We start from the raw sequence: 26758 nt of genomic DNA on the forward strand, positions 1-26758 counted from the left end.
TATTGTAGAGTGTAAAAAGTTTTCCTTCAACAGCTAACGCCATTTTAAGAACAATTAGATTATTTGATCCATTAATGAGGAATGCGTAATTATGACTATGGAAAATAGAGATCATATGCGTTTGAATATGATAGAGCAGCAAATCCGTCCATGGAATGTCTTAAATCAACGAGTGCTCAATGCATTTGATGAAGTTAACCGTGATGAGTTCGTGGCAGAGGCATTAAAGCCGCTTGCATTTTCAGAAGCAAGATTGCCATTAGGCGGCGATGATTTGATGCTGTTTCCTGCGTTAGAAGGGCGCATTCTTCAAGAAGTGAACATTGTCCCCACAGATAAAGTTCTCGTGGTTGGCACAGGCAGCGGATTTTTAGCCGCCTTAGCCGCGACACTCGGTGAACATGTCACAAGCATTGACATCAATGATGTTTACACACAAAAAGCCCAACAAGTTGCCGCATCTTTAAACATCCACAATGTTGAATATGTGACGGCGGATGCCAAAACATTTGCCATTGAAAAGGCGAGCTTTGATGTGATCATTTTAACGGGTTCAGTATTAAATGTGCCAAACGCATGGATCGAAGGTTTGACCGCGGGTGGTCGCTTGCTCGCATTTGTGGGCATGCAGGATCAAACAGTGACAAGCGGCATTGTGTTCCAAAATCAATTGGATCAAATCCGCGAGGATTCATTGTTTGAAGTGGAATTAGAGCGTCTTCATGGATTTGAAGATCAACCACAATTTGTATTTTAATTAAACTTCACTTTTATCCCATCTTGTCTGACAGGATGGGATTTCTATTTTCTGAAAAAAATTATGACTCAATTTACGCAACAAAATTTTGAAGTGCGCTCCATGGCGGAGTTTGCAGAAGAAGCTTATTTGAACTATTCGATGTATGTGATCAAGGATCGAGCGCTTCCGCATGTGGGTGATGGATTAAAGCCGGTGCAGCGCCGCATTATTTATGCCATGAGCGAGCTCGGATTGAGTGCAGTGTCAAAGCATAAGAAATCAGCGCGCACAGTGGGTGATGTGATCGGTAAATATCATCCGCACGGTGACAGCGCCTGTTATGAGGCTTTGGTCTTGATGGCTCAGCCATTCTCATACCGTTATCCATTGGTGGATGGGCAAGGGAACTTTGGTTCATTGGACAATCCTAAATCGTTTGCTGCGATGCGTTACACTGAGTCAAAACTCTCTAAATACGCGGATGTTTTGCTCAAAGAGACCAATGAAGCCACGGTGGATTGGCAGCCAAACTTTGATGGCTCCTTAAATGAGCCCGTGCGTTTGCCTGCGCGTTTGCCCAACATTTTATTAAATGGTGGGACAGGCATTGCCGTCGGGATGGCCACAGACATTCCGCCTCATAACTTAACTGAAGTGGCCAATGCTGTGTGTGCGCTCATTGATCAGCCGGATTTATCGTTAGAAGCGTTGATGCAATATGTGCCTGCGCCTGATTTTCCGACGGGCGGTGAGATCGTCAATAGCAAAGCGGAATTATTAAAACTCTACACACAAGGCACAGGCTCCATTCGCTTGCGTGCCAAATATGTGATGGAAGAGGGCAACATTGTCATCACAGAATTGCCATATCAAGTTTCCGGTGAAAAGATTCAAGTGGACATCGCGCAGCAAATTCAAGCGAAAAAATTGCCAATGATTGATGACATTCGCGATGAATCGGATTATGAGCATCCTGTGCGCATTGTATTGATTCCGCGCTCAAATCGTGTGGAGTGTGATCGCGTGATGGATCATTTATTTGCCACGACGGATTTAGAAAAATCCATCCGTGTGAATCTCAATATGATTGGCCTAAATGATCGTCCTGAAGTGAAGAGCTTAGCGAAAATTTTGACAGAATGGATCGCCTTTAGAACCGATACTGTGACGCGCCGTTTGCAGCATCAGCTCAGTAAAGTGGAAGCGCGCTTACACATTTTAGAAGCGTTGATGATTGCATATTTGAACCTAGATGAAGTGATTCGCATCATCCGCTTTGAAGAAGAGCCAAAAGCCGTATTGATCGAGCAGTTTAAATTGTCAGAGATCCAAGCGAATGCGATTTTAGAGACAAAATTGCGCCATTTGGCCAAGCTTGAAGAGATGAAGTTGCAGGCAGAGGAAGATGAGCTCTTAACTCAGCAACAAGCATTACAAACCCTGTTAAATGAGCCGAAAAAATTGATGGCGCTCATTAAGCAAGAAATTAAAGAAGATCAAAAAGCGTATGGTGATGTGCGTAGAACGAAAATTGTGACGCGTGCACAGGCGGCGGCGATTGATGAAATTGAATTGGTATCGAGTGATCCAATCACCATCATTTTGTCAAAAATGGGTTGGGTGCGTGCGGCAAAAGGTCAAGAGATTGACCCAAAACAGATGAATTATCGAACCGGTGATCAATATTTGTGTTCTGCCTTTGGGCGCAACAATCAGCAAGTGGTCTTTTTTGATCAAACTGGGCGCGCCTATAGTTTAGCAGCGCATACGTTGCCCTCAGCGCGTACGATGGGTGAAGCCTTGAGTGGACGCTTTACATTGTCTGCCGATACGGTGATTAATCAGATCATTTGTGATCAAGAAGAGAGCCAATACTTATTGGCCGCAAACAGCGGTTATGGTTTTGTGGTGGATTACACAGAATTGTTGAGCCGTCAAAAAGCAGGTAAGGCGATTGTCAATTTAGGTGATGCCACAATGTTTGCGCCGATGAAAGTGGACAAAGACAATCAGCCGTATATGGTGGCATACACCGATAAAGGCCGTTTGTTGATCACAGAAATTGAGGCATTGCCAGTGTTGGCAAAAGGCAAAGGCAATCAGATCATCGGGATTCCTGGGGCGGCGTTTAAAAATGGCGAGGATCAAATGCTTGATTTACAAATGCTTGGGAAACATGACACCTTAACGTTGCATTTTGGACGTGCGAAGATGACATTAAAGCCAGAAGACTGGGCACCATTCATCGATGAGCGTGGCAAACGCGGCAAAGAGGTGAAAAAAGGGAGCAAAATTACGCGATTAGAGATTGCGCATATGGATTAAATTGCTATAATGTGGCGCTTATGTTTTTGACTGGTCGCGGTCAAAAACTTTTTATTTCAAACTATTATCGGAGTTCACAATGAGTGATTTCATTTTTAAAGCATCTCTTCGCCAAGACATGGGGAAAGGAGCGAGCCGCCGCCTACGTCGTGAAGGGTTGATTCCTGCTGTTGTTTATGGTGCTGATAAAGAAGCAGTAAGCATCGTGTTGAACCACAACGAAGCATTGACAGTTTTCCGTAACGAAGACGTTTACTCAAGCATCGTGACTGTAGAAATCGATGGCAAACCAGAAAGCGCAATTTTACGTGATGTTCAACGTCACCCATTCAAACCTTTATTGGCTCACTTAGATTTCTTACGCGTTAAAGCGGGCGAAAAATTGAAATCAATGGTTCCAGTTGTATTGTTAAATGCAGAAGATGCAGCAGGCGTTAAAGCCGGCGGCGTTTTAACTCACGCATTAACAGCGATTGAAGTTGAATGTTTACCTAAAGATTTACCACACGCAATCGAAATCGACATCATCGATTTAGCGATTGGTGCACACATCACTGTTGCTGACGTTAAAGCACCAGCGGGTGTTGAAATCTTAACGCCAGCTGAAGATCAAGTGGCTGGTATCTTAGCGCCACGCATCGCTGACGACGCTGAAGAAGCAACGGATGCTGCTGAGGCAACAGAAGAAGCATAATTGTCTATGACATTGAAATTAATCGTTGGCCTAGGCAATCCTGGGCCCGAGTATACAGAAACCCGCCACAATGCGGGTTTTTGGTTTATTGATGAGATTGCATCCACCCCATTGTCCTATCAAAGTAAATTTAAGGGATTGGTGGGTGAAATGGTGCAAGATGGCCGCAAAGTCTATCTTTTAAAACCAGAAACTTTTATGAATAAAAGCGGTGAGTCCGTATTGGCACTTGCGCATTTTTATAAAATTCTGCCAGAAGAGATTTTAGTGGTGCATGATGAATTAGATCTACCGCCGGGCGCTGTGAAGCTCAAACAAGGGGGTGGACATGGTGGCCACAATGGCTTAAAAAGCATCATTTCTTGTCTTGGCTCGAATCATTTTAACCGATTGCGCATTGGCGTTGGTCATCCCGGAGATGCCAGCCTTGTGGCAAATTATGTGCTGAAAAAAGCATCGGGCGCGGATCAGAAATTGATGGAAGATGCCATTTGGGAGGCAAGACGCCATTTATCTGCGATGGTGGCAGGTGATTTTGAACCGGTCATGAACGAATTACATCGTAAGAAGTAACTTTAAAGGAATTATTTATGGCAATTCAGTGTGGTATTGTAGGGCTTCCGAACGTTGGTAAATCAACGCTTTTCAATGCATTGACAAATGCAGGCATCGATGCGGCAAACTATCCGTTTTGTACAATTGAGCCCAATGTGGGTCGTGTTTTGGTGCCAGATACGCGCATTCAACCGCTTGTGGACATTGTTAATCCTGAGCGTGTACAACAAACATTTGTGGATTTTGTGGACATCGCGGGCTTGGTGAAAGGTGCATCGCAAGGTGAGGGCTTAGGCAATCAGTTTTTAGCGAACATCCGTGAAACCGATGCCATTGCACATGTGGTGCGCTGCTTTGAAAATGATGACATCATTCATGTGTCCGGTAAGATTGACCCGATTGATGACATCGAAGTGATCAACACTGAATTGGCATTGGCCGATTTAGCCTCTGCTGAACGCTTTTTACATCGTGTTGAAAAAGTGGCCAAAAGTGGTAACAAAGAAGCACAAGCACAAGTGGCGGTGCTCAAAAAAATCATCCCTGTGTTAGATGAAGGCAAAAGCGTTCGCTCCATTAAATTGGATGATGAAGAAAAATTATTGGTGCGCGATCTACAGTTTTTAACCATCAAACCTGTGATGTACATTGCCAATGTGAATGAAGATGGTTTTGAAAACAATCCATTATTAGACAAAGTAGAAGCATATGCAGCAGCAGAAGGTGCTTTTGTGGTGCCAATTTGTGCTGCAATCGAATCTGACATTGCTGAACTCGAAGATGAAGATAAGGCAGATTTCTTGTCTGAAATGGGTTTTGAAGAGCCTGGTTTAAACCGCGTGATTCGTGCCGGTTACTCATTATTGAATTTAGAAACTTATTTTACTGCAGGCGTGAAAGAAGTGCGCGCATGGACCATTAAAAAAGGTTCGACAGCGCCACAAGCTGCCGGTGTGATTCACACCGACTTTGAAAAAGGCTTCATTCGTGCAGAAGTGATCGCATACGATGATTACATTACGTACAAAGGTGAAGCAGGCGCGAAAGAGAAAGGCAAAATGCGTTTAGAAGGTAAAGAGTACATCGTACAAGATGGTGATGTGATGCACTTTAGATTCAACGTATAAACAATATGCATTCATGAAACCGACCAATGAGGTCGGTTTTTTTATGTCTAAAAATGGGCGGATTGATAGAAATTATTAATGATTCTGAGGAGATAATCCTGTTATATCTAGAAAGGTTAATATTTGTTAAAAATTCAGTCTAATCAGATTGAATGATTAATGGATGAATTCAATCAATTATGATGTAAATCCGCATGCTATTTTTATTTTCCTTGATTATAATCATTTTGCTTTTTATTAAGTAAAATAATGTAAGTTTAAGAAAATAAAGTTTAATATAATGGGCCGAGGCACACAATTGATCAACTTTGACCATGGATGACGACCTATGAAAACGAAATTTCAAAAAACCAAACTCTGTTTTGCTTTATCCTCGATTTTGATTGCATCAAGCTTACAACCCATGGCATTTGCATATACATCCCCGGTGGGAGCAGGACAAATCTCTAGCGGTGAAACCATTGATGGACCACAAATCATTGAGCAAGGCGGTAAAGCAGAAAACAGTATTGTGACGGGTTTTGGTCAGCAAAATGTCACAGGACAAGGCTCAAGCTCAAATCATGGAACGATTGAAAATGGCGGAAAGCAAACCATTGCAAATGGTGCCGTGGCCAATGGTATGCTTGTGCTCGGCAATGGACAATCGGCCATTTATCATGGTACACAAACGATTGGTCAAGATGGGCTCGCCACCAATACGCGTCTTGAAAATGTGGGTCAACAGTTCATTGAAGCGGGTGGTCGTGCGGACAATGCAAAGTTGTATGATCTTAGTCGTCAAACGATTAAAAAAGATGGTGTGGCCAATGATACATTGCTGAACAATAGCCATCAGGATGTTTATGGCGTGGCCAATAAAACGGTGGTGCAAAATGATGGTCGTCAGTTGATTGATGATGGCGGTGTGGCCAATGATTCTCAGATCACCTCTCTTGGTTGGCAAACAATCAAGAAAGGTGGAACGGCCAACGGTACACATTTATCGAATGTGGCGGGGCAAAATGTGAGTGGCGGCGTTGCCAATGGCACCATAATTGGTGACAACTCATGGCAAGATGTGCGTGCAGATGGCACAGCAAACAACACAACCATTGAAAAAAGCGGTTGGCAAAATGTGTTTGAAGGTGGCGTTGCAAAAGAGAATATCGTTGAGGGCGCTCAAAATGTGAATGGTGGTACAGCCATTAACAATACGATTAAAGAAGGTGCGGTGCAAAATGTGAACGAGAAGGGCACCGCACAAACAACGACAGTAGAAAAAGGCGGCACACAAAATGTGAATGCAGGCGGTAAAGCTGAGCACAATACCGTTTTAGGCGGCCATCAAATCGTCAGTGGTGAAGGTGCATTGGCCACGGATAATGAGATCAGCCAAGGTGGTTTTCAAACCATCAGCAATGGTGGTCAAGCGATCCGCACAAATGTCACTGGTACCGGTAAAGGTGAGTTTGATCATGGCGCCCAAATTATCAATTCAGGTGGTAAAGCAAGCAATACCAATGTGAGTGGTACAGGCATTCAGTTTGTCAATGAGGGTGGAAGTGCAGAGAAAACTTACTTAACTGACTCCGCGCGCCAGATGGTGGATAAAGGTGGTTCAGTGACGGATACTACACTTGATGGCGCCCATCAAATGCTCAATAATGCTTATGCGAAAGATACGAAGGCTTACAATGGCGCGATTCAGGAGATTCGTGACAGCATTGCCGAAGATAATTTGATTGGTAATGAGAGTGTGCAACAAGTGATCGGTGGGCAAGCCATTAATAATATCATTGAAAATGGTGGCAAACAGTCGATCATTGCCGGCGGTAAGGCTGAAAACACAACCGTTGCCAAACAGGGTGAACAAGATGTGGCGGATGGTTCTGCTCATCACAATACGATTTTTGGTTTACAAAACATCAGCGGTGGAACGGCAACAGACAATACAATTGAAGAAGGCGGGCGTCAAAGCATTATTGCAGGCGGTCATGCCAATGATACTGTCGTGAAAAAAGATGGCTTGCAAGATGTGGCCGATGGTACAGCGACCAATAACACTATTAAAGATGGTGGTATTCAGAGTATTTCTGGCGGTACTGCCAATCAAAATATGATTGAGGGCGGTGGTGAGCAAACCATCATTGCTGGCGGTAAAGCAAATCAAACCACTGTGCTAGATCAGGGTGTACAAAATGTACGAGATGGCATTGCAACGGATAATATCATTTCTGGGCAACAAAATGTCAATGGTGGTACAGCCAATAACAATACCATTAAAGATGGTGGCAAACAGGTCATTACAAACAATGGTCAGGCAAATATCACCACTGTTGAAAAAGGTGGTGAGCAGCATGTGATCAATGGGATTGCAACGGACAATAAAATTGAAGCAGGTGGCATTCAAAATGTAGATGCGCAAGGTATCGTGAACAATAATGTGATCTCAGGCACACAAAATATCAAAGGCGGCTCAGCCAATACCAACGATATTTATCGTGATGGCATTCAAAATATTACCGATCAAGGTCATGCAAAGAATACAACGGTGCATGATGGCGGTACACAAAATGTGCTCAATGGTACGACAGATCAAAATCATATTAAGTTTGAGGGGACACAGAATATCGGTCAGGATGGTGTGGCCAATGACAATGTAATCTCAGGCACACAAAACATCAAAGGCGGCTTAGCCAATACCAATGATATTTATCGTGATGGCATTCAAAATATTACCGATCAAGGTCATGCAAAGAATACAACGGTGCATGATGGCGGTACACAAAATGTGCTCAATGGTACGACAGATCAAAATCATATTAAGTTTGAGGGGACACAAAATATCGGTCAAGATGGTGTGGCCAATCAGAATGTGATCTCAGGTACGCAAAACATCATCGGCGGTACGGCCAATAAAAATGATATTTATAAAGATGGTGTGCAAACCATCACGTATGGTGGCCATGCAACGGCAACCACTGTTAATGGTGGTGGCACCCAAAATGTGAATGATGGGACAGCGACAGGCAATACGATTGCAGTAGGCGGCACACAAAATATAGGCAATGCAGGGCATGCCATAGATTCAACCATTTATGGGCAACAAGAGGTTGCGGCAGAAGGCATCATCACCAATACAGTCGTTGAGGGCGGCCTCAGTTATTTGCATGAAGGCGCGCAATCTACAGGAAACTTAACGATCAACAATGGCGGCTTGTTGGCGGTCAATGCCACAACGGTGACAGATCGTACTGTGGATGGCGTTAGCATTGATTCAAACAGTCAAATGGTTGTGATCAATCAAACAGGTGAAGATGGATATTTAACCATTGGCAATGTGAACAATAATGGCACCATCATTATTAATGGCTTCCATTCGCTTAATGGTGAAAGTAACACCACGCGACCTTTTGAAGATTTTGTCGTGGTTCATGCGGATACACTTGCAGGCCAAGGCAGTATTTTAATGCATACAGACATTGGTCAGCAAATTGGTGATTTGTTATCTGTTGGGCAGTTAGATGCTGCAGCACAACAATCTTTAGATGTGCAAAACAATGCCGCATCTGCTGTGACTGTCAATGATCACTTAACCATTGTGACGACCGACAGCGGTGGGAAAGCAGATCAATTTTCATTGTCCCATGCCGTTGAGCAAGGCGGTTATCAATTTGGGTTGCGTCAAATCAATGGGGATAAAGATTGGGAGCTTTATGCACTTGATCAAGATGCACCACCGATTGATCCAGGTAAACCTGTGGATCCAGATCAGCCAACCGGGCCCAATAAACCTGTATTGTCCTCAACTGCGGATGCTGCGGCGAACAGCATTGTCAGCACTTATTTAGCAAACTTTGTGGACACTCAAACATTGTTGCACCGCATGGGCGAATTGCGAGAAGGCCAAACGCATGTAGGGCTTTGGGGGCGCGCGTATGGGGGTAAGTTAGATTCATTTGGCAATGGTTTGTTGTCCGGTTTTAACATGAAATATTACTCAATGCAGTTAGGTGCCGATTATCAAGTAAATTTAGAACATTCTCGTGTTTACTTTGGTGGTGCTGTGAGCTATTTGCATGGGGATCAGGATTTCCATAAAGTGGCGAACTACTTGGCAAAAGGCGAGGTGCATTCTGTGAATCAAGATGGTGACGGCACCTTGAAAAACTATAATGCATATTTATATGCAACGTATATGACAGATCAACATTTTTATGTGGATACCGTCTTAAAATATGGCCACATGCGCAGTAAATTTGGCGTTAAAGACAGTGCAGGTGCAAATGTCAGTGGTCATTCATCCATTAATTTATATGGTTTGTCCGCAGAAGTGGGACAGCGCTTTTATTTAGATGGTGATCAGCACTTTTATGTCACACCGCAAGCGCAATTGACCTATACGCACTTTGGCAGCGGCACTTATAAAGCAAGCAATGGTTTGAATGTTAAAGTCAAAAGCCGTGATTCTTGGTTAGGGCGCGTGGGGGCTGAGATTGGTTATCAGTTTAAATCTGAAAACCCCATCAATGTGTATGCGCGCGCTTCTTATTTAAAAGAGTTTTCAAATGATGGTGATTTTATGCTCAATACGAGCCGTGAGTCTTATTCAATGAAAGGTCATTGGTGGCAATATGAAGTGGGCGTGAATGCGAAGATTGGTCAACAGCACAACGTTTACTTCAATGTGAATTACAACAAAGGCCAGCGCTTTAATCAAAAACAGATCAATATTGGTTATCGTTATGAGTTTTAAGCCATAAAAGATCAATCTAAAAGCCCTTAGTCACCTAAGGGCTTTTTTATGATTAGGCAAAAATGGCGTGATCATGATCACTGAATTTTTGCATCAAGGCAATTGACTCGGGATTGAGTCCTTCAACGCGCACATGCACATTTTCACGTAAAAATTTATGGATGATTTTATCGAGCGCTTGTAATGCACTGATGTCCCATAAATGTGCATGGTGCACAGCAATAATGACTTGCTCAATTTGTGCTTTAAAATCAAAAGATTGTTGCATTTTTTCGGCGGCGCTGAAAAACATCTGCCCGCTGATCACATAGCGGCATGTTTGTCCATCTTCTGACAATGACTGCGTAATGGTGAGGCTTTTTTCCACTTGATAGGCAAAAAAGATCATCGCTAAAATCACGCCCGAGATGACGCCAAACGCTAAATTATGTGTATAGATTACAACCCCAACAGTGGTGAGCATCACTAAATTACTCAGCAGCGGTGTTTTAGGCAGGTCACGGATGGAGTCCCAGCTAAAGGTGCTGATTGATACCATCACCATCACAGCTACCAAAGCGGCCATGGGTATGCTTTTGATCCAGTCGGATAAAAACACCACCATGAGGATTAAAAATAATCCTGCACACAGTGTTGATAGGCGCGTACGTCCGCCTGAACGTACATTGATCATTGATTGACCGATCATTGCACAGCCAGCCATGCCACCCATGCAGCCTGTGACAATATTGGCCAAGCCTTGGCCTTTACATTCTCGGTTTTTATCACTAGTGGTGTCGGTAAGTTCATCGACAATCGCGGCCGTCATCATCGATTCTAAGAGCCCTACAATCATCATGGCCAACGCATAAGGGAAGATGATACTGAGGGTTTCAAGATTCCATGGAATGTCTGGCAGAAAAAAGATGGGTAAAGTGTCCGGCAATTCGCCCATATCACCCACAGTGCGCAGATCAAGCGGTATGAGGTATGTAAAGAGCGTCAAACCCACAATGCACACCAATGGGGATGGCAGCCACTGGCCAAGCATCGGCACATAAGGGAATAGATAAATGATGGTAAGTCCTGCAGCCACTAAAGCATAAACATGCCAAGTGACATTCGTCAATTCTGGCAATTGTGCCATAAAAATGAGAATGGCTAAGGCATTGACAAAGCCGATCACAACAGAAGTGGGCACAAAGCGCATCAACGCGCCGAGTTTTAAGTAACCAGCTAAGATTTGTAAAACACCTGTGAGCAGTGTTGCGGCTAATAGATAGTCTAAGCCATGAGATTTAACAAGTGTAATCATTAACAGTGCCATCGCACCCGTTGCAGCGGAGATCATCGCAGGGCGGCCACCTGCAAATGCAATCACAACAGCCATGGAAAACGAGGCGTATAAGCCCACTTTTGGATCAACACCCGCGATGATGGAAAAGGCGATGGCCTCAGGGATCAAGGCAAGTGCCACCACCAATCCTGAGAGTAAATCTTTACGTGTATTGGAGAACCATTGTTGGTAAATGGAAGAAGTGATCATTAAAAAAACCTAAAAACTGCGAATATGAAGGGGGGTATGATACGGGAAATATCATTGATTTCATAAAAGTTTTTAGGTTTATGTCTTGAGAATTCAGCAGATTTTAACAGCTATACCGCTGCAATCACTTTGACTTCCATTTTCCATTCAGGGCGCATTAAACCTGCCTGTACTGTACAGCGAACTGGTGGGTTTTGAGCATCGACCCATTCATCCCACGCACGGTTCATGTCATCAAAATCAGCCGGATTCACAAGGAAAATGGTCACATCCAAAATTTTACTTTTCTCACTGCCATTTTTTGCCAATACATCATCAATGTCTTTAAGGATGCTGGTCATTTGAGCATAGGCGCAATTGTCATCGACTAAAGGTACTGAAGTGTAATAAAGCGTTTGATTATAGATGGCAGCGTCACACATTCTTGGGCCGATGTTAAAACGTTTGATCATTGTTTCCTCCAAAAAGCTCAGTATGCCATAGATTTTGCATGAAATGTCATCAGCACATTGTGAGAAAAAATATGATTTTTTGACATAGATTAACCAATTGAAATTTAGGAAGAATAAAAATTTTAATAAAAGTAATTTTGTGATAGCAACAAAAAAGAAAGATGTGTCCTACACTATACAACGGTAAGGAAATGCTCAGCGTTTCATATAACAGTAATGATTAATGTGCAATAAAGATAACAATATCATTGACTAGAATACATAATTTGATTATATTTTACACTTTTCTACAAAACTAAAAGTTAGTGAACTCATATCGTCCCATGAAAAATTTAATGATTGTCTTGATGGTTGCAGGTTTAGCCGGTTGTGCTGCCAACCATTCTGTGAAAAAAAATCATCCTTATCAGGATTCACTCGATCAGGATGCTCAGCTTGTTGAGGTTTTGCGTGATCAAAAAGTGCAACCGAGTTGCCCGATCATTTTTTCAATCAATGATACAAATGTTGGCAGTTTTGCAGCATATGACACCGCTAATTATTATCTAAAGCCTGATCATTACAAATTACAAGCAAGCAATTGCACAGGTACGGCTGAATTAGATGTGAACATTCAAGCACATCAAAATCGAATTTTCTTATTGTCACTTGATGGCCATGGCCACCCGATGATTGTGAATAAAAAATAAACAACCGAATCATCACTTAAAGGACACGCGCTAAGCGCTTTAATCTAATTATTATGACTATGACTGACACCTCATCCATGAATGAGCGTGCGGGCAAACTAGGGGTTTTAAATCAATGTCATCTGTTATTGTTGTGGATAAAAAATCATTGGATCAATCGACTGTTAGCGGTTCACGAATCGTTTTAGAGACAGCGTCGAAGGTTCATACACAGTTATATCGTTCAGATGTTGCTGAGTTTGTACAAGACGGCAACGACTTAATTTTAAAATTAAAAAATGGGAAAACCATTGTCATTGTGAATTTCTTTGTGGCGCATGAAGATGAAACATCAGATGTGTTGTTTAAAGATGACAATGGCATTCCATGGTTGCCGCTTTTATTAGGTGGCGCGGGCGTTGCGGGCGGTTTAGCTTTAGCAAGTGGCGGGGGTGGTGATAACAATGGTGGGGCGGCTTCTACGTCTAAAAATCACGTGCCTGTGGCAGGATTGTCTAACCAACCCATTGAAACGAAAGAAGATACTGAGCATCAAGGCAAAATCATTGCTGAAGATAAAGATAAAGGCGATGAATTAAGCTACAAAGTCGGTGAAGAGCCGAAGAATGGCAAGGTCATCATTGATGAAAAAACAGGCGAGTACACGTATACTCCAAATCTTGATTACCATGGTGATGACAAATTCACGGTTGTGGTATCAGATGGGAATGGCGGTGAAGTGGCGGTGACAGTGCCTGTCACAGTGACGCCAGTGAACGATGCCCCGACTGCTGAAGCAGAACAAGGTTTCACCACAGATGAAGATACTGAACATAAAAGTCAGATTGTTGCCAAAGATAAAGATGGTGACGAGTTAACCTATAAAGTCGGTGAAGAGCCGAAGAGTGGTCAGGTTGTTATTGATGAAAAAACAGGGAAGTACACTTATACGCCAAATTCTGATTACCATGGTGATGACAAATTCACGGTTGTGGTGTCTGATGGTAAGGGCGGCGAAGTGACGGTGACTGTGCCTATTACTGTAACGCCAGTGAATGATGCGCCAACCGCTGAAGCTGAGCAAGGTTTTACTACAGATGAGGACAAACATTATACTGGCAAGATCGAAGCCGATGACCCGGACATTTCAACGAATGGTGATAAACTCACTTATGAAGTTGATCTTACTGATGGGCCTCAAAACGGTACCGTTCAATTAGATAAAGAGACGGGTAAATATACCTATACTCCGAATGATCACTTTAATGGGAATGATCACTTTACGGTTATCGTGAAAGATAAAGCGGGTGAATCTGTCAAAGTTAAGGTGCCTGTTACTGTAACGCCAGTGAATGATGCGCCAACTGCTGAAGCTGAGCAAGGTTTTACTACAGATGAGGACAAACATTATACTGGCAAGATCGAAGCCGATGACCCGGATATTTCAATGAATGGTGATAAACTCACTTATGAAGTTGATCCTACTGATGAGCCTCAAAAAGGTACCGTTCAATTAGATAAAGAGACGGGTAAATATACCTATACTCCGAATGATCACTTTAATGGGAATGATCACTTTACGGTTATCGTGAAAGATAAAGCGGGTGAATCTGTCAAAGTTAAGGTGCCTGTGATTGTGAATCCTGGGAACGATGCGCCAGATCTAGATGACGCTGAAGTGACAGTGAAACAAGGTGTTAAAGGTCTTGAGGTTCATGATGTTAATGATGCATCAACAGGTAAAGATGAAGATGTCGATGGCGATAAGCTCACGTATGCTATTACGGGTGGTAATGAAGATGGCTTGTTTGACATCGATCCTGACACCGGAATCATCACATTGGCTGATGGCAAAATGCTTGATCATGGTAAAGCATCTCAGCACCAATTAGAAGTGACGGCTACGGACAATAGTAGTGATCAATTATCATCGACGGCGACGATTACGATCAACGTCTCAAATGATAGTAAAATCACCACAGAGATTACGCCAAAAGGTGAAATTACAGGGACAACAGATAATGTTGAAAAAGGTCCTGTGAAGTTAACGATCACAGGGACTGATAAAAATGGTCAGCCTGTGACAATTGAGCGCACTGTAGAGTTAGATCGTCAAGATGGTTCGTCAAAAGGTAAATACACGTATCAGTTAACGCCAAAAGATGGCATTGTCGATGGTTCTAAAGTTACGGTAGAAGCCAAGACAATTGACCGTCAAGGTGATACCATTCATGCCGATACTGAGCTTCCTGGGTATTCAGATGAAGATAAGACTCCTGGGCTCGATATAGTTGAGCCAACGATTGAGATCACCACCAGTGCAGGCGGTCATAAAGTGATTTGGAGCGAAGGAAGTGAGGGCGATTTAAGCAACTCATCGAAACAAGGCTTTACGATTGATGGTACGACTACCGGCGTTGAAGCTGGTCAAAAAGTCACGGTAACATTGGATCAGACAGCGGATGGTAAACCGATTACGGTAGAGGCGATTGTTGACGAAGAGGGTAAATGGTCGGCTGAAATCACGCCTGACATTGCTGCGATTCTTAAAGATGGTAGCGCTACGGTAACGGTGAGTGATCGCGCTGGGAATAGTACTAAGCCGAAAACGATTGACTATACCGTTGATGCGCCAAGTGCGAATGTTACCGGATATTATGACAATATTGAAAATGTGCTTAATACAGTTGTAGCTGAAGGTAAGGTATCTGAAACAGTGACAATTTCTAGTGAAATTGATCCAAACTTAGCAAGTGACACCACAAAAAAAATGGTGGGTGAAAAAATCACAGGTGATCATGGAACGTTTACGCTAGATGCTTCTGGTAAATGGACTTATACCTTAAATTCAGGTGAAGCAACTTCTAAAGCACTGATCGATTCTAAAGGACCTTTAACAGAAATCTTTACGGTTAAAGACAGTGAAGGTAAATCTTATGAAGTGAAAGTTTCCATCAATGATCGCGTTGCAGATGATGGTGAAAATGTTGTGGTATCTGCCACCACATCATCATTGTTGAAAGATCCAGCACAGGTAGAGAGTGATCAGGGCGCATATACAATCTATACCAACGATTCACTCGGTAAAATTACAGGAACGGCATCACAAGGTGTTGAGAAGGTTCGTGTGTATGTCAATAAACAAGCAGCTGGCACAGATGCGGAAATGGATTCATTAGGTTATCCGCAGTACTTTGAAGTTGAAGGGGCGGTTAAAGATGGCAAATGGTCATTGAGCGAGCAAGATCTCACCAATGGTTTACAAAAAACATGGTGGGCAGATCAGCTCAGAAATGACAACATCTATCTTCAAGTGCGTGCAGTTGATCCGACAACTGGTAAAGTCGGTGATGTGTCTGAAAAATACACCTTTGTGGTGGATACTGTTGCGCCAGAAGCAACCTATGTGAACTATGCGGATGGTAAAGTGACAGCGCTTGTCAGTGGTGATCCTGCTGATGCTCATCGAGCAGCAACGGGCAACGATGTGATTGTTAAGTACACGGATACAGATGGTAATGTTCAAGTTGTGACAGGTAAAGTTGGTGATAAAGCAGTGGCTGATAAACCGTATCTGTCGATCAGTGTAGATGTGAAAGATCTTGATCCGACTAAAGAATTTAAAGTCTATGTGAAAGACAACGCCGGCAATATCGGGGTGAACAATGATTCTAAAGAGAATCCTTTGAAGATTGAGTTGCCAACGCCACAGGTTGATCAATACCATGACAATGTGAATAACGTCAGTGGTACAGAGATTATTGGTAATACCGGTTACAGTGATGATCCTTCTGGTTTAATCAGCGGTACGATTGTATTGACTGAAGCAGATCTTAAAGTGGTCGATTCTGTTCGTGTTTATCTCTATGATAATCGTCAAAATTGGATTGAAATTGATAAAAATGATCTCGTTAAAGAGTCAGGTGATACTTATCGCTGGACAACGAAACCGGGAGATTTATCAAAAGTCACCACAACAGGTAAATTGGCTGAAGGTGAAGTGAAATTTTATGCAGCCACTTATGATAAAGAGTCTGGATCATTGAGTGAGTTATCACCACCTTTTAAAGTCACGATTGATGTAACCGCGCCTGAAATCACGATTGAGAGTGTTGCGGGTGATCAGGTCATTACGCAACTTGAGAAAAAAGATGGCTTTACTGTGAAAGGTGCTACAAAAGGTGCTGAAGAAGGCAACACAGTAACTATTTTGGTGGAAGGTAAAAGTTACACCACAACTGTGGGTAAAGATGGTAAGTGGTCTATTGATTTACCAAAAGAAGCCACACAAGATTTGACGGATGGAAAAACTTATACAATCACAGCATCTGTGACGGATAAGGCTGGCAATCAATCAAGTGAAGCGAACAGTGAGGCAATAGTCAATGCGGCGCCAATTGTGACGACTCAGACACAGACCGTTGAGGAAGACAGTGGTACTAGCAGATATTTTCAAGTGAAAGCAACTGATCCAGAAGATAATCGTATCAATGGCTACAGCTTAAAATATGAGGTTCTTGAGGATACGCTAGATCCTTCAAAGGGTTCTGTCGTGATGGATGAATATGATGATGGGCATTTTATATTCACACCAGAAAAAAATTTCTCCGGCGAAGTGACGTTCTCAGTCAAAGTAACGGATAGTTATGGTAATAGTACCATAGCAGAGCAAAAGATTATTGTGACTCCTGTGGCGGATGCCCCTGTCTTAAAAACAGAAATGAATTTTGATGTGGGTGAATTGAGCCTTAATAAATATACCTGGAATAATATTGCAGGTTATAAACAGATCGGTGATCAATGGTATGATTTTCGCGCTGTACAGACAACGGGATCGGGAATTAATCCAACGGAACTCGTCAATGGCATCAATGCACTGTTTGAGCACCAAAGACCTGAAGGTGAATTAACCAATGAGATGAAGTCAGAGGGCTGGAGCGAATCTGAACATGGATGGGGGCTTCCAGAATCTGGTGCTGTATATATGAATGGCTATGTCTACTTAGAAGCGGGTAAAGATTATAAATATACAGGATCTGCAGATGATAATGGACTGATCATCATTGGCGATAATGAGTCAAGCAAGTATGTGAGTTGGGAAGGTCTTCCGAGTACAACAACAGAAACCTTTAATGTGAAAACATCTGGTTTTTATACTTTTAATTTGTATATTTATAATGAAAGTGAGAAAGGCAACTACAACTTCAAAGTCACTGAAGCAGATGGTAAAAATGTTAAATACTTCCCAAGCGTTGAAGCCATTAAAGGTGAATTGGGTAAAGATGTTCATTTAGCCAAAGAGATGACGGGTAAAGGTGATAAAGGCTTCTACGGTGTATCATTTGGTTATACAGGCTCTGAAAATGATGATGTAGAATTGACGGGCATTGTGGCTTCTCTTGCTGACCGCGATGGCTCTGAAACACTCTCATTAAAATTGACAGGATTAGTTGAAGGGACAAAACTGATCTATACTAGTGTTGATAAAGATGGTAGAGAAGTGACAAGCGAAGCAGTAGCCGATTCACATGGCTCGATTACAGTGAACGGTGGGGCGAATGTGACAGATTTTAAAGATCTATCCCTTGATTTACCACAAGGCATTGCAACCGGTAAATTACCCGTTGCCATGACAGTGACCGCCACCGAACAAGGCAATGGCGATGCAAAATCTGTGACCAATGAGTTTACTGTGACGGTGAATCCACCTGTGGCAGCACGCATGATGGTAACAGACGAGTCAGAGGAAGATCATACATCGGATGCACATGTGATTAAGATTGGGTTGTTAGAAGATAATAACACGGGTGGTCATTCACTTGAGAAAGTGATTAACTTTGCCATTAATCAATCTGAGGAATCTTCAGAATCTAGTAAAATTGAGTTCTCCGAAGACTTCTTCAGCGGTTTAATCAGCACAGGCTTAACTGCGGATAATCTTGTGAATGTTGAGAAGTTCATCAATGTGACTTATGATAAAGATACCCAAACGGCAACCATTAGTGTTGATCGTGATGGTGTGGGTGATGATTATAAGCCAGAAGAGTTGTTATTATTGACCAATCAACCCACAGAGATTTCGTTGGCAGATTTGCTTGACAACCATCAAATCGTGATCGGTTAAGGTAAGATCAAAGAAAAACCCAATCCTAGGATTGGGTTTTTTTATATGCACTCAATTTATGAGGTTTGCTTATTTTGTTTCCAAGAGGGTTTTTTAAAGGCTTGGATTAAGAGTGGTAAACCACAGAAGATCACAAAGCCTGAGCTGACCAATGCCACATATAAGGTTGGGTTGCCAATTGGCAATTGGCTTGGCGGTACAAAGGAGACCGTAAAGGCAAATAACACGCCAAATAAGCCTACGCCTGCAATGGTATTCATGCCCATTTTTCCGCCGGGTACTTTATAGGCACGCGGTAGATCAGGCTGCGTATAACGAAGCTTGATGCCAGTTGCATACATGAGCATGTACATCACTAAATACAAAGTGATGGTCATGGCAGAGAGCAAGAAGAAGGCCACACTCACATTGTCCATAAAGAAATAGAGCGATGAGAGAATGGTGACGATGATCCCTTGGATGAGCAAAATATTTTGCTGCACACCATTTTTATTGGTTTTGGCTAAAAATGGTGGGATTTCACCTTCTTGTGCCGTTTCTAATAAACCGCGGCTGGGCCCTGTGATCCAAGACATCACGCCCGCAAATGCCCCAAAGGCGATGAATAAGCCCAGCGGTGCCACCAACCAATGGAGGTTAAAATGGTCAAGAGAGATTAAAAATGCCTGCATTAAACCTTGGTTAAGATCAATCTCTGCATTGGGAATCATGATGGCTAAGGAAGCTGAGCCCAATACAAATAACAATAAGATGATGATGGCGGCTAAGAAGATGGCGCGTGGGAACTGCGTGCGCGGATTTTCTAGGTCGCTGGCATGCACGGCATGCACCTCAACACCTGCAAAGAGCAAAATGATGCCGCCTAAAAAGGCCAAGGAAGATAAATCTGTCAGATGCGGCATAAAGCGCGCATGCATCATGGAGCCGGTTGCCGTTTTGGTGACATCAAACATATGATTGGGATTGTCGCCAAGGTACCAGAAAATGCCCAACACAATGATCAATACGCCCGGTAAAATGGTGCCCACAATGGTGCCAATAGACGTGACTTTACTGGCAAAATTTGAGCCTTTTAAGGAGATGAAAGTTGCAATCCAATAAAAGACAATGATGACAGAGCCCGTATAAATCCCGCTGTTTGCCAAATCGGGCTGCCCAATTAAATAGGCAAGGGCCGCGGCTGCAAAGGCGAGGACAGAAGGATACCACACAACATTTTGGATCCATTGCAGCCAAATGGCGGTAAAGCCCCATTTGTTACCAAATGCAGCGCCCACCCATGTGTAAACACCACCTTTTTTCTGACTGAATGCACTGCCAAGTTCTGCCGCCACTAAGGATGCGGGCAGTAGGAAAAGTAAAATGGAAAAGCCTAAGAAGAAGAACATCTCAGTGCCTTCTTTGGCCATCATGGGTAGACCGCGTAAGCTACAGACAGCAGCAACGGTCATGATGGCAAGGGTCCAAACGGACATTTTTTTAGGTTGCATGCTCATAATAAATCCTATCTATTTTTAATATGATGAAGGAGAGGCCCAAGCGCGCTTGGGCCATTTATGATTGTGCGTTTAGCGACCGCTATGATCGAAGTGTGCGTTCGCTTCACCGGCCGTTTGTGTCACGGCAACGGGGTGTTTTTCAAAGTACTCAAGCGAACGTTTGACATCATTGATGAACATATCCGCCATATTCATACTAAAGCCATGACGCAGCACTAAGCGCATGATGACGGTCTCTTGCATGTTTGGCAGCATTGAATAAGCCGCCACTTGCCAACCGCGCATACGTAAGCGATCAGAGAGATCATAGAGGCTATAATTTTTCTGATCAGCTTTTTGTGTCCACGAAATGGCGGGGATGCCTTTTTTCGGATCGCCATCAAAGAAGATCTCAAAGTCGCCAAGTTTGACAATCTCTTTGCCGATGTATTGGGCAGAATCATAGAGATTTTGCATAATGGTGCGATAACCCTCTTTGCCTAAGCGGTTAAAGAGATAGTATTGCGCCACAATTTGACCACCTGGGCGAGAGAAGTTTAAGGCAAACGTTGGCATGTTGCCGCCAAGGTAATTGACCCAGAAAATCATATCCTCTGGCATGTCTTTCCATTCGCGCCACACAACCCAGCCCACGCCTAAAGGCGCTAAGCCAAATTTATGGCCAGAAGCGTTGACGGACTTCACGCGTTCTAAACGAAAATCCCACACTAAATCAGGTTCCATAAATGGGGCTATAAAGCCGCCGGAGGCGCCATCAACATGCACAGGAATGTCCCAGCCTTTTTCAGCTTGAATTTTATCTAAAGCGGCACAGATCTCTGCGACAGGTTCATAATGACATGTGAATGTGACGCCAAGCGTTGGCACAACACCGATGGTGTTTTCATCCACATATTGCGACAAAATCTCAGCATCTAAGCCAAGGCGCGTCGCTTCAATGGGCACTTCGCGAATTTCCACATCAAAGTAACGGGCGAACTTTTGCCAGCACACTTGCACAGGGCCAGTTACAATATTGGGCTTATCATACGGTTTGCCTTCCGCTTTACGTTTGTTGCGCCAATTGAATTTAAGGGCAAGGCCGCCAAGCATCGCCGCTTCACTGGAACCTGTGGTGGAGCAACCGGCCGTTTTGGCAGGCTCAGGTGAATGCCACAGATCAGCGATCATTTCCACGCAGCGTTTTTCAATCTCTGCCGTCATTGGGTATTCATCTTTGTCGATCATATTTTTATCAATACAATCTTCCATGATTTTATGAATATTATCTTCCATCCATGTTTGGCAGAAAGTGGAGAGGTTCTGGCGTGAGTTGCCATCAAGTAACAGTTCATCTTTGATGAGATTATAGGTTAAATCACCATCAATCCCATGTTCGCGAATGATGTTGTTAGATAAACCTTCGCGCGCTGCAGCTAAACCATAAATATCTAATTTTTCGCTCATTGATTACACTCCTTTATTGATTTGTCGTATGACTTTTGTAACGGAAATGCTCATGCTGCCGTTCAATGATTCATGCGCTGAATCATTGAACTATATTTACTATATCAAAGATTTATATTAATTTCATAATTCATAATTATGTTTTAATCAAAAAATGATAAAAATTAATATTATCTAAAAATCATTAAGGTGTGACTTTTTGTCCGGCAATGTAAGTGTCGGCAATCGCGCGATCATCCCCTAATGTCATCTGAATGAAAAGGGCTTCTTCTAAACTGTCGGCATAACGCATGCGATACTCGATGATGGGCGTGGATTGTAGATTGATCACAGCCAAATCTGCCTCCATGCCAACGGCAATGCTGCCGATTTTATCCGTTAAATTTAAAGCATCTGCGGTGCCGCGCGTTGCTAAATAAAAGGCATGCAAAGAAGAATAAGGCGCGCTGTTCATTTGTGCTGCTTTATAGGCTTCATTCATAGTTTGTAAAATGGAGAAGCTGGTGCCGGCACCTAAATCTGTGCCTAAACCGACTTTTATGGGGCGATGCGCCGCTTTCGCGCTCTGAACATTGAAGCAGCCCGAGCCTAAAAAGAAATTAGAAGTTGGGCAATGGGCAACGGCAGCGCCATGCTCGCTCAACACATGCATTTCGCGCTCTGTTAAATGGACGCCGTGACCATAAATGGCACGCTCTCTTAATAAGCCGTATCGATCATACACATCTGTGTAATCGATGGCATCGGGAAAGAGGGATTTGACCCATTCAATTTCGCCTAAATTTTCTGACACATGGGATTGAATCAAAGTGTTTGGGTATTCTTTGGCCAAACTGCCCACCATTTCTAATTGCTCATGAGTAGATGTGGGCACAAAGCGCGGCGTAATCACATATTCAGCGCGTCCCTTGCCATGCCATTTTTCAATCAGAGCTTTAGACTCATCATAGGCTTTCTCCGGCGTGTCTAATAGCGCTGCGGGTGCATTGCGATCCATGCAGACTTTACCGGCCATGATGCGCATGTTGTACTGTTCAGCCGCTTCAAAAATGGCATCCACAGATTCAGGAAATACGGTACAAAATACCGTTGATGCCGTCACGCCATTTCTGTGTTGCTCTTTTAAAAAGATCTCTGCCACCTCTTTCGCATGGGTTTTATCCGCAAAGTTTTGCTCTGCAATGAAGGTGTATTCATTGAGCCAATCGATGAGCTGCTCACCATAAGAGGCGATGATCTCTGTTTGTGGATAATGGACATGGCTGTCAATGAAGCCTGCGGTGATGATGCTGTTTTCATAACGCGTCACCGGCAGATCTCCCAATGTCGGCAATAAATCAGATGCGGCACCAACGGCAGTGATGATGCCTTGATCCATGACAATGATGGCATCAGATTCATAGGTATAGCATTCATCTAATGGGTGAAAAAAGGGATCTTTGTGAAATGTGAGCATTGCGCCACGAATGGCAATGGGTATTGCGGTCATAATCTTCCTAATTTAAAAAGTATCTTTACGTGAAGATACTTTAACGCAATTTTGTCTTTAGATAAAGATACTTTATGCTATGGCCATCAACGAAGGAGCAAAACATGGCAGAGAAAACGGATTTGATTGGCGCAATCATTGAGGATTGGCAACAGTATGATGCAAATTTAAAGACACAAGGCACAGAAGTGGTGGGGCGCTTGGTGCGGCTTGCCTCTCTCATCAATCGGCAAGTGGATGAAAATTTAGCCCAATATGATTTACAAGTGGGGGAATTTGATGTGCTCGCGGCTTTACTGAGAAACCCTAGCCATCAATTGACGCCGAGCCAATTGCAAACGGTGATTTTGATCTCATCCGGCGGCTTATCAAACCGCATCAATCGTTTAGAGAAGCGCGGCTGGATTGAGCGCTTGCCAGATGACAACGATAAACGGGGCGTGATTGTCTCATTGACGGCATCCGGCAAAGATTTAATCACGCGCGCCCTCCAAAGCCATTTGGATTTGGAAAATGCCCTTGTGGCGCATTTAACGCCGGCCACACAAGGGCAAATGGCGACGCTGCTGCACGATTGGCTGAAGCAATTAGAGGGTTAAGCCTGTTAAATCAATCGGGGAAGATTGATGCTGAATGAGCTTAGATAAGACCGCTGCGCTGCCTGCTGCAAGCGTAAAACCTAAGCTGCCATGGCCCACATTGAGCCATAAATTATGGTAATGGGTTTGACCGATAATGGGCGGGCCTTTAGGCGTCGAAGGACGCAAGCCCGCCCAAACATCAGCACTCTCCACACCATAAAGGTTCGGGAATGTCTGTTTGACGATGTTTTTAAGGGCGCGGATGCGATTGTCTCGCACGCCGTTGCCATAACCAATGTCCACCATTGCGGCAATCCGTAAGCGATCCCCAAGTTTTGCATACACAGTTTTGTGTCCATAATCGGTGACGCTTGTGGTGGGCACGCAATCGCTTTCTTTGGGAAATGGCAACGTCAAGCTGTAGCCTTTTAGCGGATAAATGGGCAATTCAATGCCAAGGGGCGTCATGAGTTTACGGGCGCCATTGCCCGCTGCTACAACCACTTCATCCACAGACATTGAGCCATGGTTGGTGACAATGTGCGTCACCATGCCTTTTTGTTGGAAAATATCCTCCACACAGGTTTGTGTGTGCAAAGTGAATTTCGGGGATGCATTGAGTTTATTCAAAAGCGCTTGGCAATAGAGATAAGCATCGGCCGTTTCATCATTGGGCGCATAAATGGCACCAGACAATTGATCACGAATGTGAGCAAGGGAAGGCTCTTTTTGGACAATCTCATCAGGTGTGAGGATGGATTGAAAATTCGGATCAATGCCTGCTGCCGCTTTATCAAAATCTTTTTGCGTGCGATGAATGATCATTTTGCCAGAGCGCTGCCAACAAAAGTCATCGAGCGCATCCTGCTCACGCCAATCGGTGAGCACAGCTTGGCTGAGCAGTGATAACCTTAAGATATGAGCTCCGTTGACTTGGTTGGTTTTGCGTGAACAGGCGCGGGCAAATTGCCACAGCCATTGCCATTGCGTCAATGAGGGCTGAATGCGTAGATTCAGGGGCGAATCGTTTTGTCCGAGCCATTTTAAACCTTGCAAGATGACGCCTTGATCAGCTAATGGCGAGACATAGCGATAACTTAACTGTGCGCCATTGGCATAGCTTGCGCCAGTGCCGATGCCGTCGGCTTGATCTAACAGTATGACTTTTTGTCCATCTTTGATGAGCGCATAAGCCAATGACAAGCCAATGACGCCGCCGCCGATGATGGTGATGCTCTTTTCCATATCTTCCCCAAAATCTTATAATCCCCTCGGATTCTATTAAAGCCGATTCAGGGCGCAGCAACAATTGATTATTATTGCTTAAGGTATAACTTTTGGTTAAGGGTATGGATTTGTGCCGTTAAATATGTCTTGAGTGTTTCGGCATAATGGCGGGCGGCGCTTGATAGGGCAAGGTTGGATCGATGCAGTAAGCAAAGGTCTAAATGCATTGCGGGATTGATGGGGTAAAGCATGTCAATGGGTAAGGTTTGCTCTGCTGAAAAGATGTCGCTGATGGTGCAGCCCATGCCCAATTTAACGAACTCTGCGGCCATATAATAGGTTTCCACATTGATGTGGGAGTTTTGAAATTGTCGATGGCGGGCAATGAGTTGCGCTAAAGAGTCGGTGCCTGGATGAATCCAACGTTCCACTTCTATGTCCGCCATGTGAATGGGTGCGCTTTGCGTCTTGGCATCTAAATAGACGAGGGGCACTTTCACCAATGGAATGGCCGTGAGATTATGCGTCGGCACATGATGAAAAGTTATGGCAAAATCGATGTCGCATTTCATCAAGCGATCAATCAACGTTTCGGTGTGATCTGTGCGGATGGCAATGTCAATGGCCGGATGATTGACCGCAAACTGCGCTGTAACGCGCGGTACGACGCTCAAACCTAAGCTTGGAATGCAGCCGATGGATAAGCGACCTTGTGGGTGATTGGCAAGATTATGCGCCAACTCTTTGAGTTGATTGAGTTCGCCATAAATGGATTGGGCTTGATCAAAGAGAATGTGCGCCTCTTGCGTGGGAATGAGTTTGCTCTGTTTGCGTTCAAAGAGGCGAAAGCCTAAGCGTTCTTCCGCATGCTTTAGGGCTTTACTGGCCGCCGGCTGCGAAATGCAGAGCATTTGTGCCGCTTTGGTTAAAGAGCCGCACAACATGATGGCATAAAAGATTTCAAGATGGCGAAGGGTCATGGTGCAGTGCCATAATCAATCGATTCAATGATCCAAGTTTTATGACTGAGCTCGGTTTTGACTTTGACTTCATCGCCTTCTTCTTTGCCAAGGCAGGCGCGCGCCATAGGTGCATCGACAGAGATGTAATTTTTCTGATGATAAATTTCATCAGGGCCCACAATGCGAAAAGTGAGGATTTCATTTTCATCGTTTTCATCACTTAAAGTGACCCAAGCACCAAAATAGATTTTGCCCTCTTGCTCGGGAGAATAATCCACAGGGCGAAGTTCTTCTAAGCGCTTGGTGAGATAATGAATGCGTCGATCAATTTCGCGCAATTTACGTTTGTTATATTGGTAATCAGCATTTTCTGAGCGATCGCCAAGGCTCGCGGCCCATGCCACTTTTTGGGTGATCTCCGGGCGCTCTTGTGACCACAAAAAACGCAACTCTTTTTGTAAAATCTCAAAGCCACCGCGGGTGACTAAATTGGTTTTCATCATGCTTCCTTAGGAGAAAATTTTATCCATTATACGGGATCGTTTTGAGAAAATAGAGCGATAAAAGTTGAAGCTTTTTGAAAAAGCATGCTACTTTAAAAGTGAAG

At 43.7% G+C, this 26758-nt stretch carries 17 protein-coding genes; 9 read left to right on the forward strand and 8 right to left on the reverse strand.

Annotated features, from left to right (window positions below; all coding sequences use genetic code 11):
* The first annotated feature begins 115 nt into the window (after positions 1 to 115).
* The 6 genes from B9T20_RS05530 (at position 116) to B9T20_RS05555 (ending at position 10178) form a co-directional block, all read left to right on the forward strand.
* Positions 116 to 757, forward strand: coding sequence for a protein-L-isoaspartate O-methyltransferase (locus tag B9T20_RS05530; protein ID WP_094490168.1), 642 nt, complete (start codon positions 116 to 118; stop codon positions 755 to 757).
* 63 nt (positions 758 to 820) lie between these two features.
* Positions 821 to 3064: a DNA topoisomerase IV subunit A gene (gene parC / locus B9T20_RS05535; RefSeq protein ID WP_094490169.1), complete on the forward strand. Its 2244-nt coding sequence runs from the start codon at positions 821 to 823 to the stop codon at positions 3062 to 3064.
* Positions 3065 to 3143: 79 nt separating this feature from the next.
* The gene (locus tag B9T20_RS05540; protein WP_094490170.1) at positions 3144 to 3758 is read left to right on the forward strand and encodes a 50S ribosomal protein L25/general stress protein Ctc; all 615 of its coding nucleotides are present in this window, start codon (positions 3144 to 3146) and stop codon (positions 3756 to 3758) included.
* Between the two features lie 6 nt (positions 3759 to 3764).
* Positions 3765 to 4331, forward strand: a complete 567-nt coding sequence (gene pth, locus B9T20_RS05545; protein WP_094490171.1) for an aminoacyl-tRNA hydrolase — start codon at positions 3765 to 3767, stop codon at positions 4329 to 4331.
* A gap of 17 nt (positions 4332 to 4348) precedes the next feature.
* Positions 4349 to 5440 carry a redox-regulated ATPase YchF gene (ychF, locus tag B9T20_RS05550; protein ID WP_094490172.1) on the forward strand — a complete coding sequence of 364 codons (1092 nt, stop codon included), beginning with the start codon at positions 4349 to 4351 and terminating at the stop codon, positions 5438 to 5440.
* A gap of 328 nt (positions 5441 to 5768) precedes the next feature.
* Positions 5769 to 10178, forward strand: a complete 4410-nt coding sequence (locus B9T20_RS05555; protein ID WP_094490173.1) for an autotransporter outer membrane beta-barrel domain-containing protein — start codon at positions 5769 to 5771, stop codon at positions 10176 to 10178.
* Between the two features lie 52 nt (positions 10179 to 10230).
* On the opposite strand, the gene B9T20_RS05560 is transcribed toward B9T20_RS05555, so the two are convergent.
* Positions 10231 to 11700 (reverse strand): SulP family inorganic anion transporter, encoded by a 1470-nt coding sequence (locus tag B9T20_RS05560; RefSeq protein WP_199415232.1) that lies wholly within the window; start codon positions 11698 to 11700, stop codon positions 10231 to 10233.
* 113 nt (positions 11701 to 11813) lie between these two features.
* Positions 11814 to 12155: a RidA family protein gene (locus B9T20_RS05565; protein WP_094490175.1), complete on the reverse strand. Its 342-nt coding sequence runs from the start codon at positions 12153 to 12155 to the stop codon at positions 11814 to 11816.
* 323 nt (positions 12156 to 12478) lie between these two features.
* On the opposite strand from B9T20_RS05565, the gene B9T20_RS05570 reads away from it, so the two are divergent.
* A complete protein-coding gene (locus B9T20_RS05570) occupies positions 12479 to 12844 on the forward strand; it encodes a hypothetical protein (RefSeq protein ID WP_233491614.1) in 366 nt (121 codons plus the stop codon).
* 115 nt (positions 12845 to 12959) lie between these two features.
* Positions 12960 to 18947 carry a tandem-95 repeat protein gene (locus B9T20_RS05575; protein ID WP_094490177.1) on the forward strand — a complete coding sequence of 1996 codons (5988 nt, stop codon included), beginning with the start codon at positions 12960 to 12962 and terminating at the stop codon, positions 18945 to 18947.
* A gap of 56 nt (positions 18948 to 19003) precedes the next feature.
* On the opposite strand, the gene B9T20_RS05580 is transcribed toward B9T20_RS05575, so the two are convergent.
* The 3 genes from B9T20_RS05580 to guaD all read right to left on the reverse strand — a co-directional run bounded on the left by B9T20_RS05580 (position 19004) and on the right by guaD (position 23381).
* A complete protein-coding gene (locus tag B9T20_RS05580) occupies positions 19004 to 20443 on the reverse strand; it encodes an amino acid permease (RefSeq protein ID WP_094490178.1) in 1440 nt (479 codons plus the stop codon).
* 72 nt (positions 20444 to 20515) lie between these two features.
* A complete protein-coding gene (locus tag B9T20_RS05585) occupies positions 20516 to 21892 on the reverse strand; it encodes a glutamate decarboxylase (RefSeq protein WP_094490179.1) in 1377 nt (458 codons plus the stop codon).
* A 184-nt stretch (positions 21893 to 22076) separates the two neighbouring features.
* Positions 22077 to 23381 carry a guanine deaminase gene (gene guaD / locus B9T20_RS05590; protein ID WP_094490180.1) on the reverse strand — a complete coding sequence of 435 codons (1305 nt, stop codon included), beginning with the start codon at positions 23379 to 23381 and terminating at the stop codon, positions 22077 to 22079.
* A gap of 104 nt (positions 23382 to 23485) precedes the next feature.
* Here guaD and B9T20_RS05595 point away from each other — a divergent pair, with 104 nt between their 5' ends.
* Positions 23486 to 23980 carry a MarR family winged helix-turn-helix transcriptional regulator gene (locus B9T20_RS05595; RefSeq protein ID WP_094490181.1) on the forward strand — a complete coding sequence of 165 codons (495 nt, stop codon included), beginning with the start codon at positions 23486 to 23488 and terminating at the stop codon, positions 23978 to 23980.
* Here the strand turns inward: B9T20_RS05595 and B9T20_RS05600 are convergent.
* From B9T20_RS05600 to greB, 3 genes are all read right to left on the reverse strand, one after another.
* Positions 23969 to 25207 (reverse strand): D-amino acid dehydrogenase, encoded by a 1239-nt coding sequence (locus B9T20_RS05600; protein ID WP_094490182.1) that lies wholly within the window; start codon positions 25205 to 25207, stop codon positions 23969 to 23971. The genes B9T20_RS05595 and B9T20_RS05600 overlap by 12 nt on opposite strands.
* A 71-nt stretch (positions 25208 to 25278) precedes the next feature.
* Positions 25279 to 26169: a LysR family transcriptional regulator gene (locus B9T20_RS05605; protein ID WP_094490183.1), complete on the reverse strand. Its 891-nt coding sequence runs from the start codon at positions 26167 to 26169 to the stop codon at positions 25279 to 25281.
* Positions 26166 to 26651 carry a transcription elongation factor GreB gene (gene greB / locus B9T20_RS05610; protein WP_094490184.1) on the reverse strand — a complete coding sequence of 162 codons (486 nt, stop codon included), beginning with the start codon at positions 26649 to 26651 and terminating at the stop codon, positions 26166 to 26168. Before greB ends, B9T20_RS05605 begins: the two co-directional genes overlap by 4 nt.
* Positions 26652 to 26758: the final 107 nt, after the last annotated feature.

It is taken from the genome of Wohlfahrtiimonas sp. G9077 (genome assembly GCF_002252155.1).
Classification (GTDB): Bacteria; Pseudomonadota; Gammaproteobacteria; order Cardiobacteriales; family Wohlfahrtiimonadaceae; genus Wohlfahrtiimonas.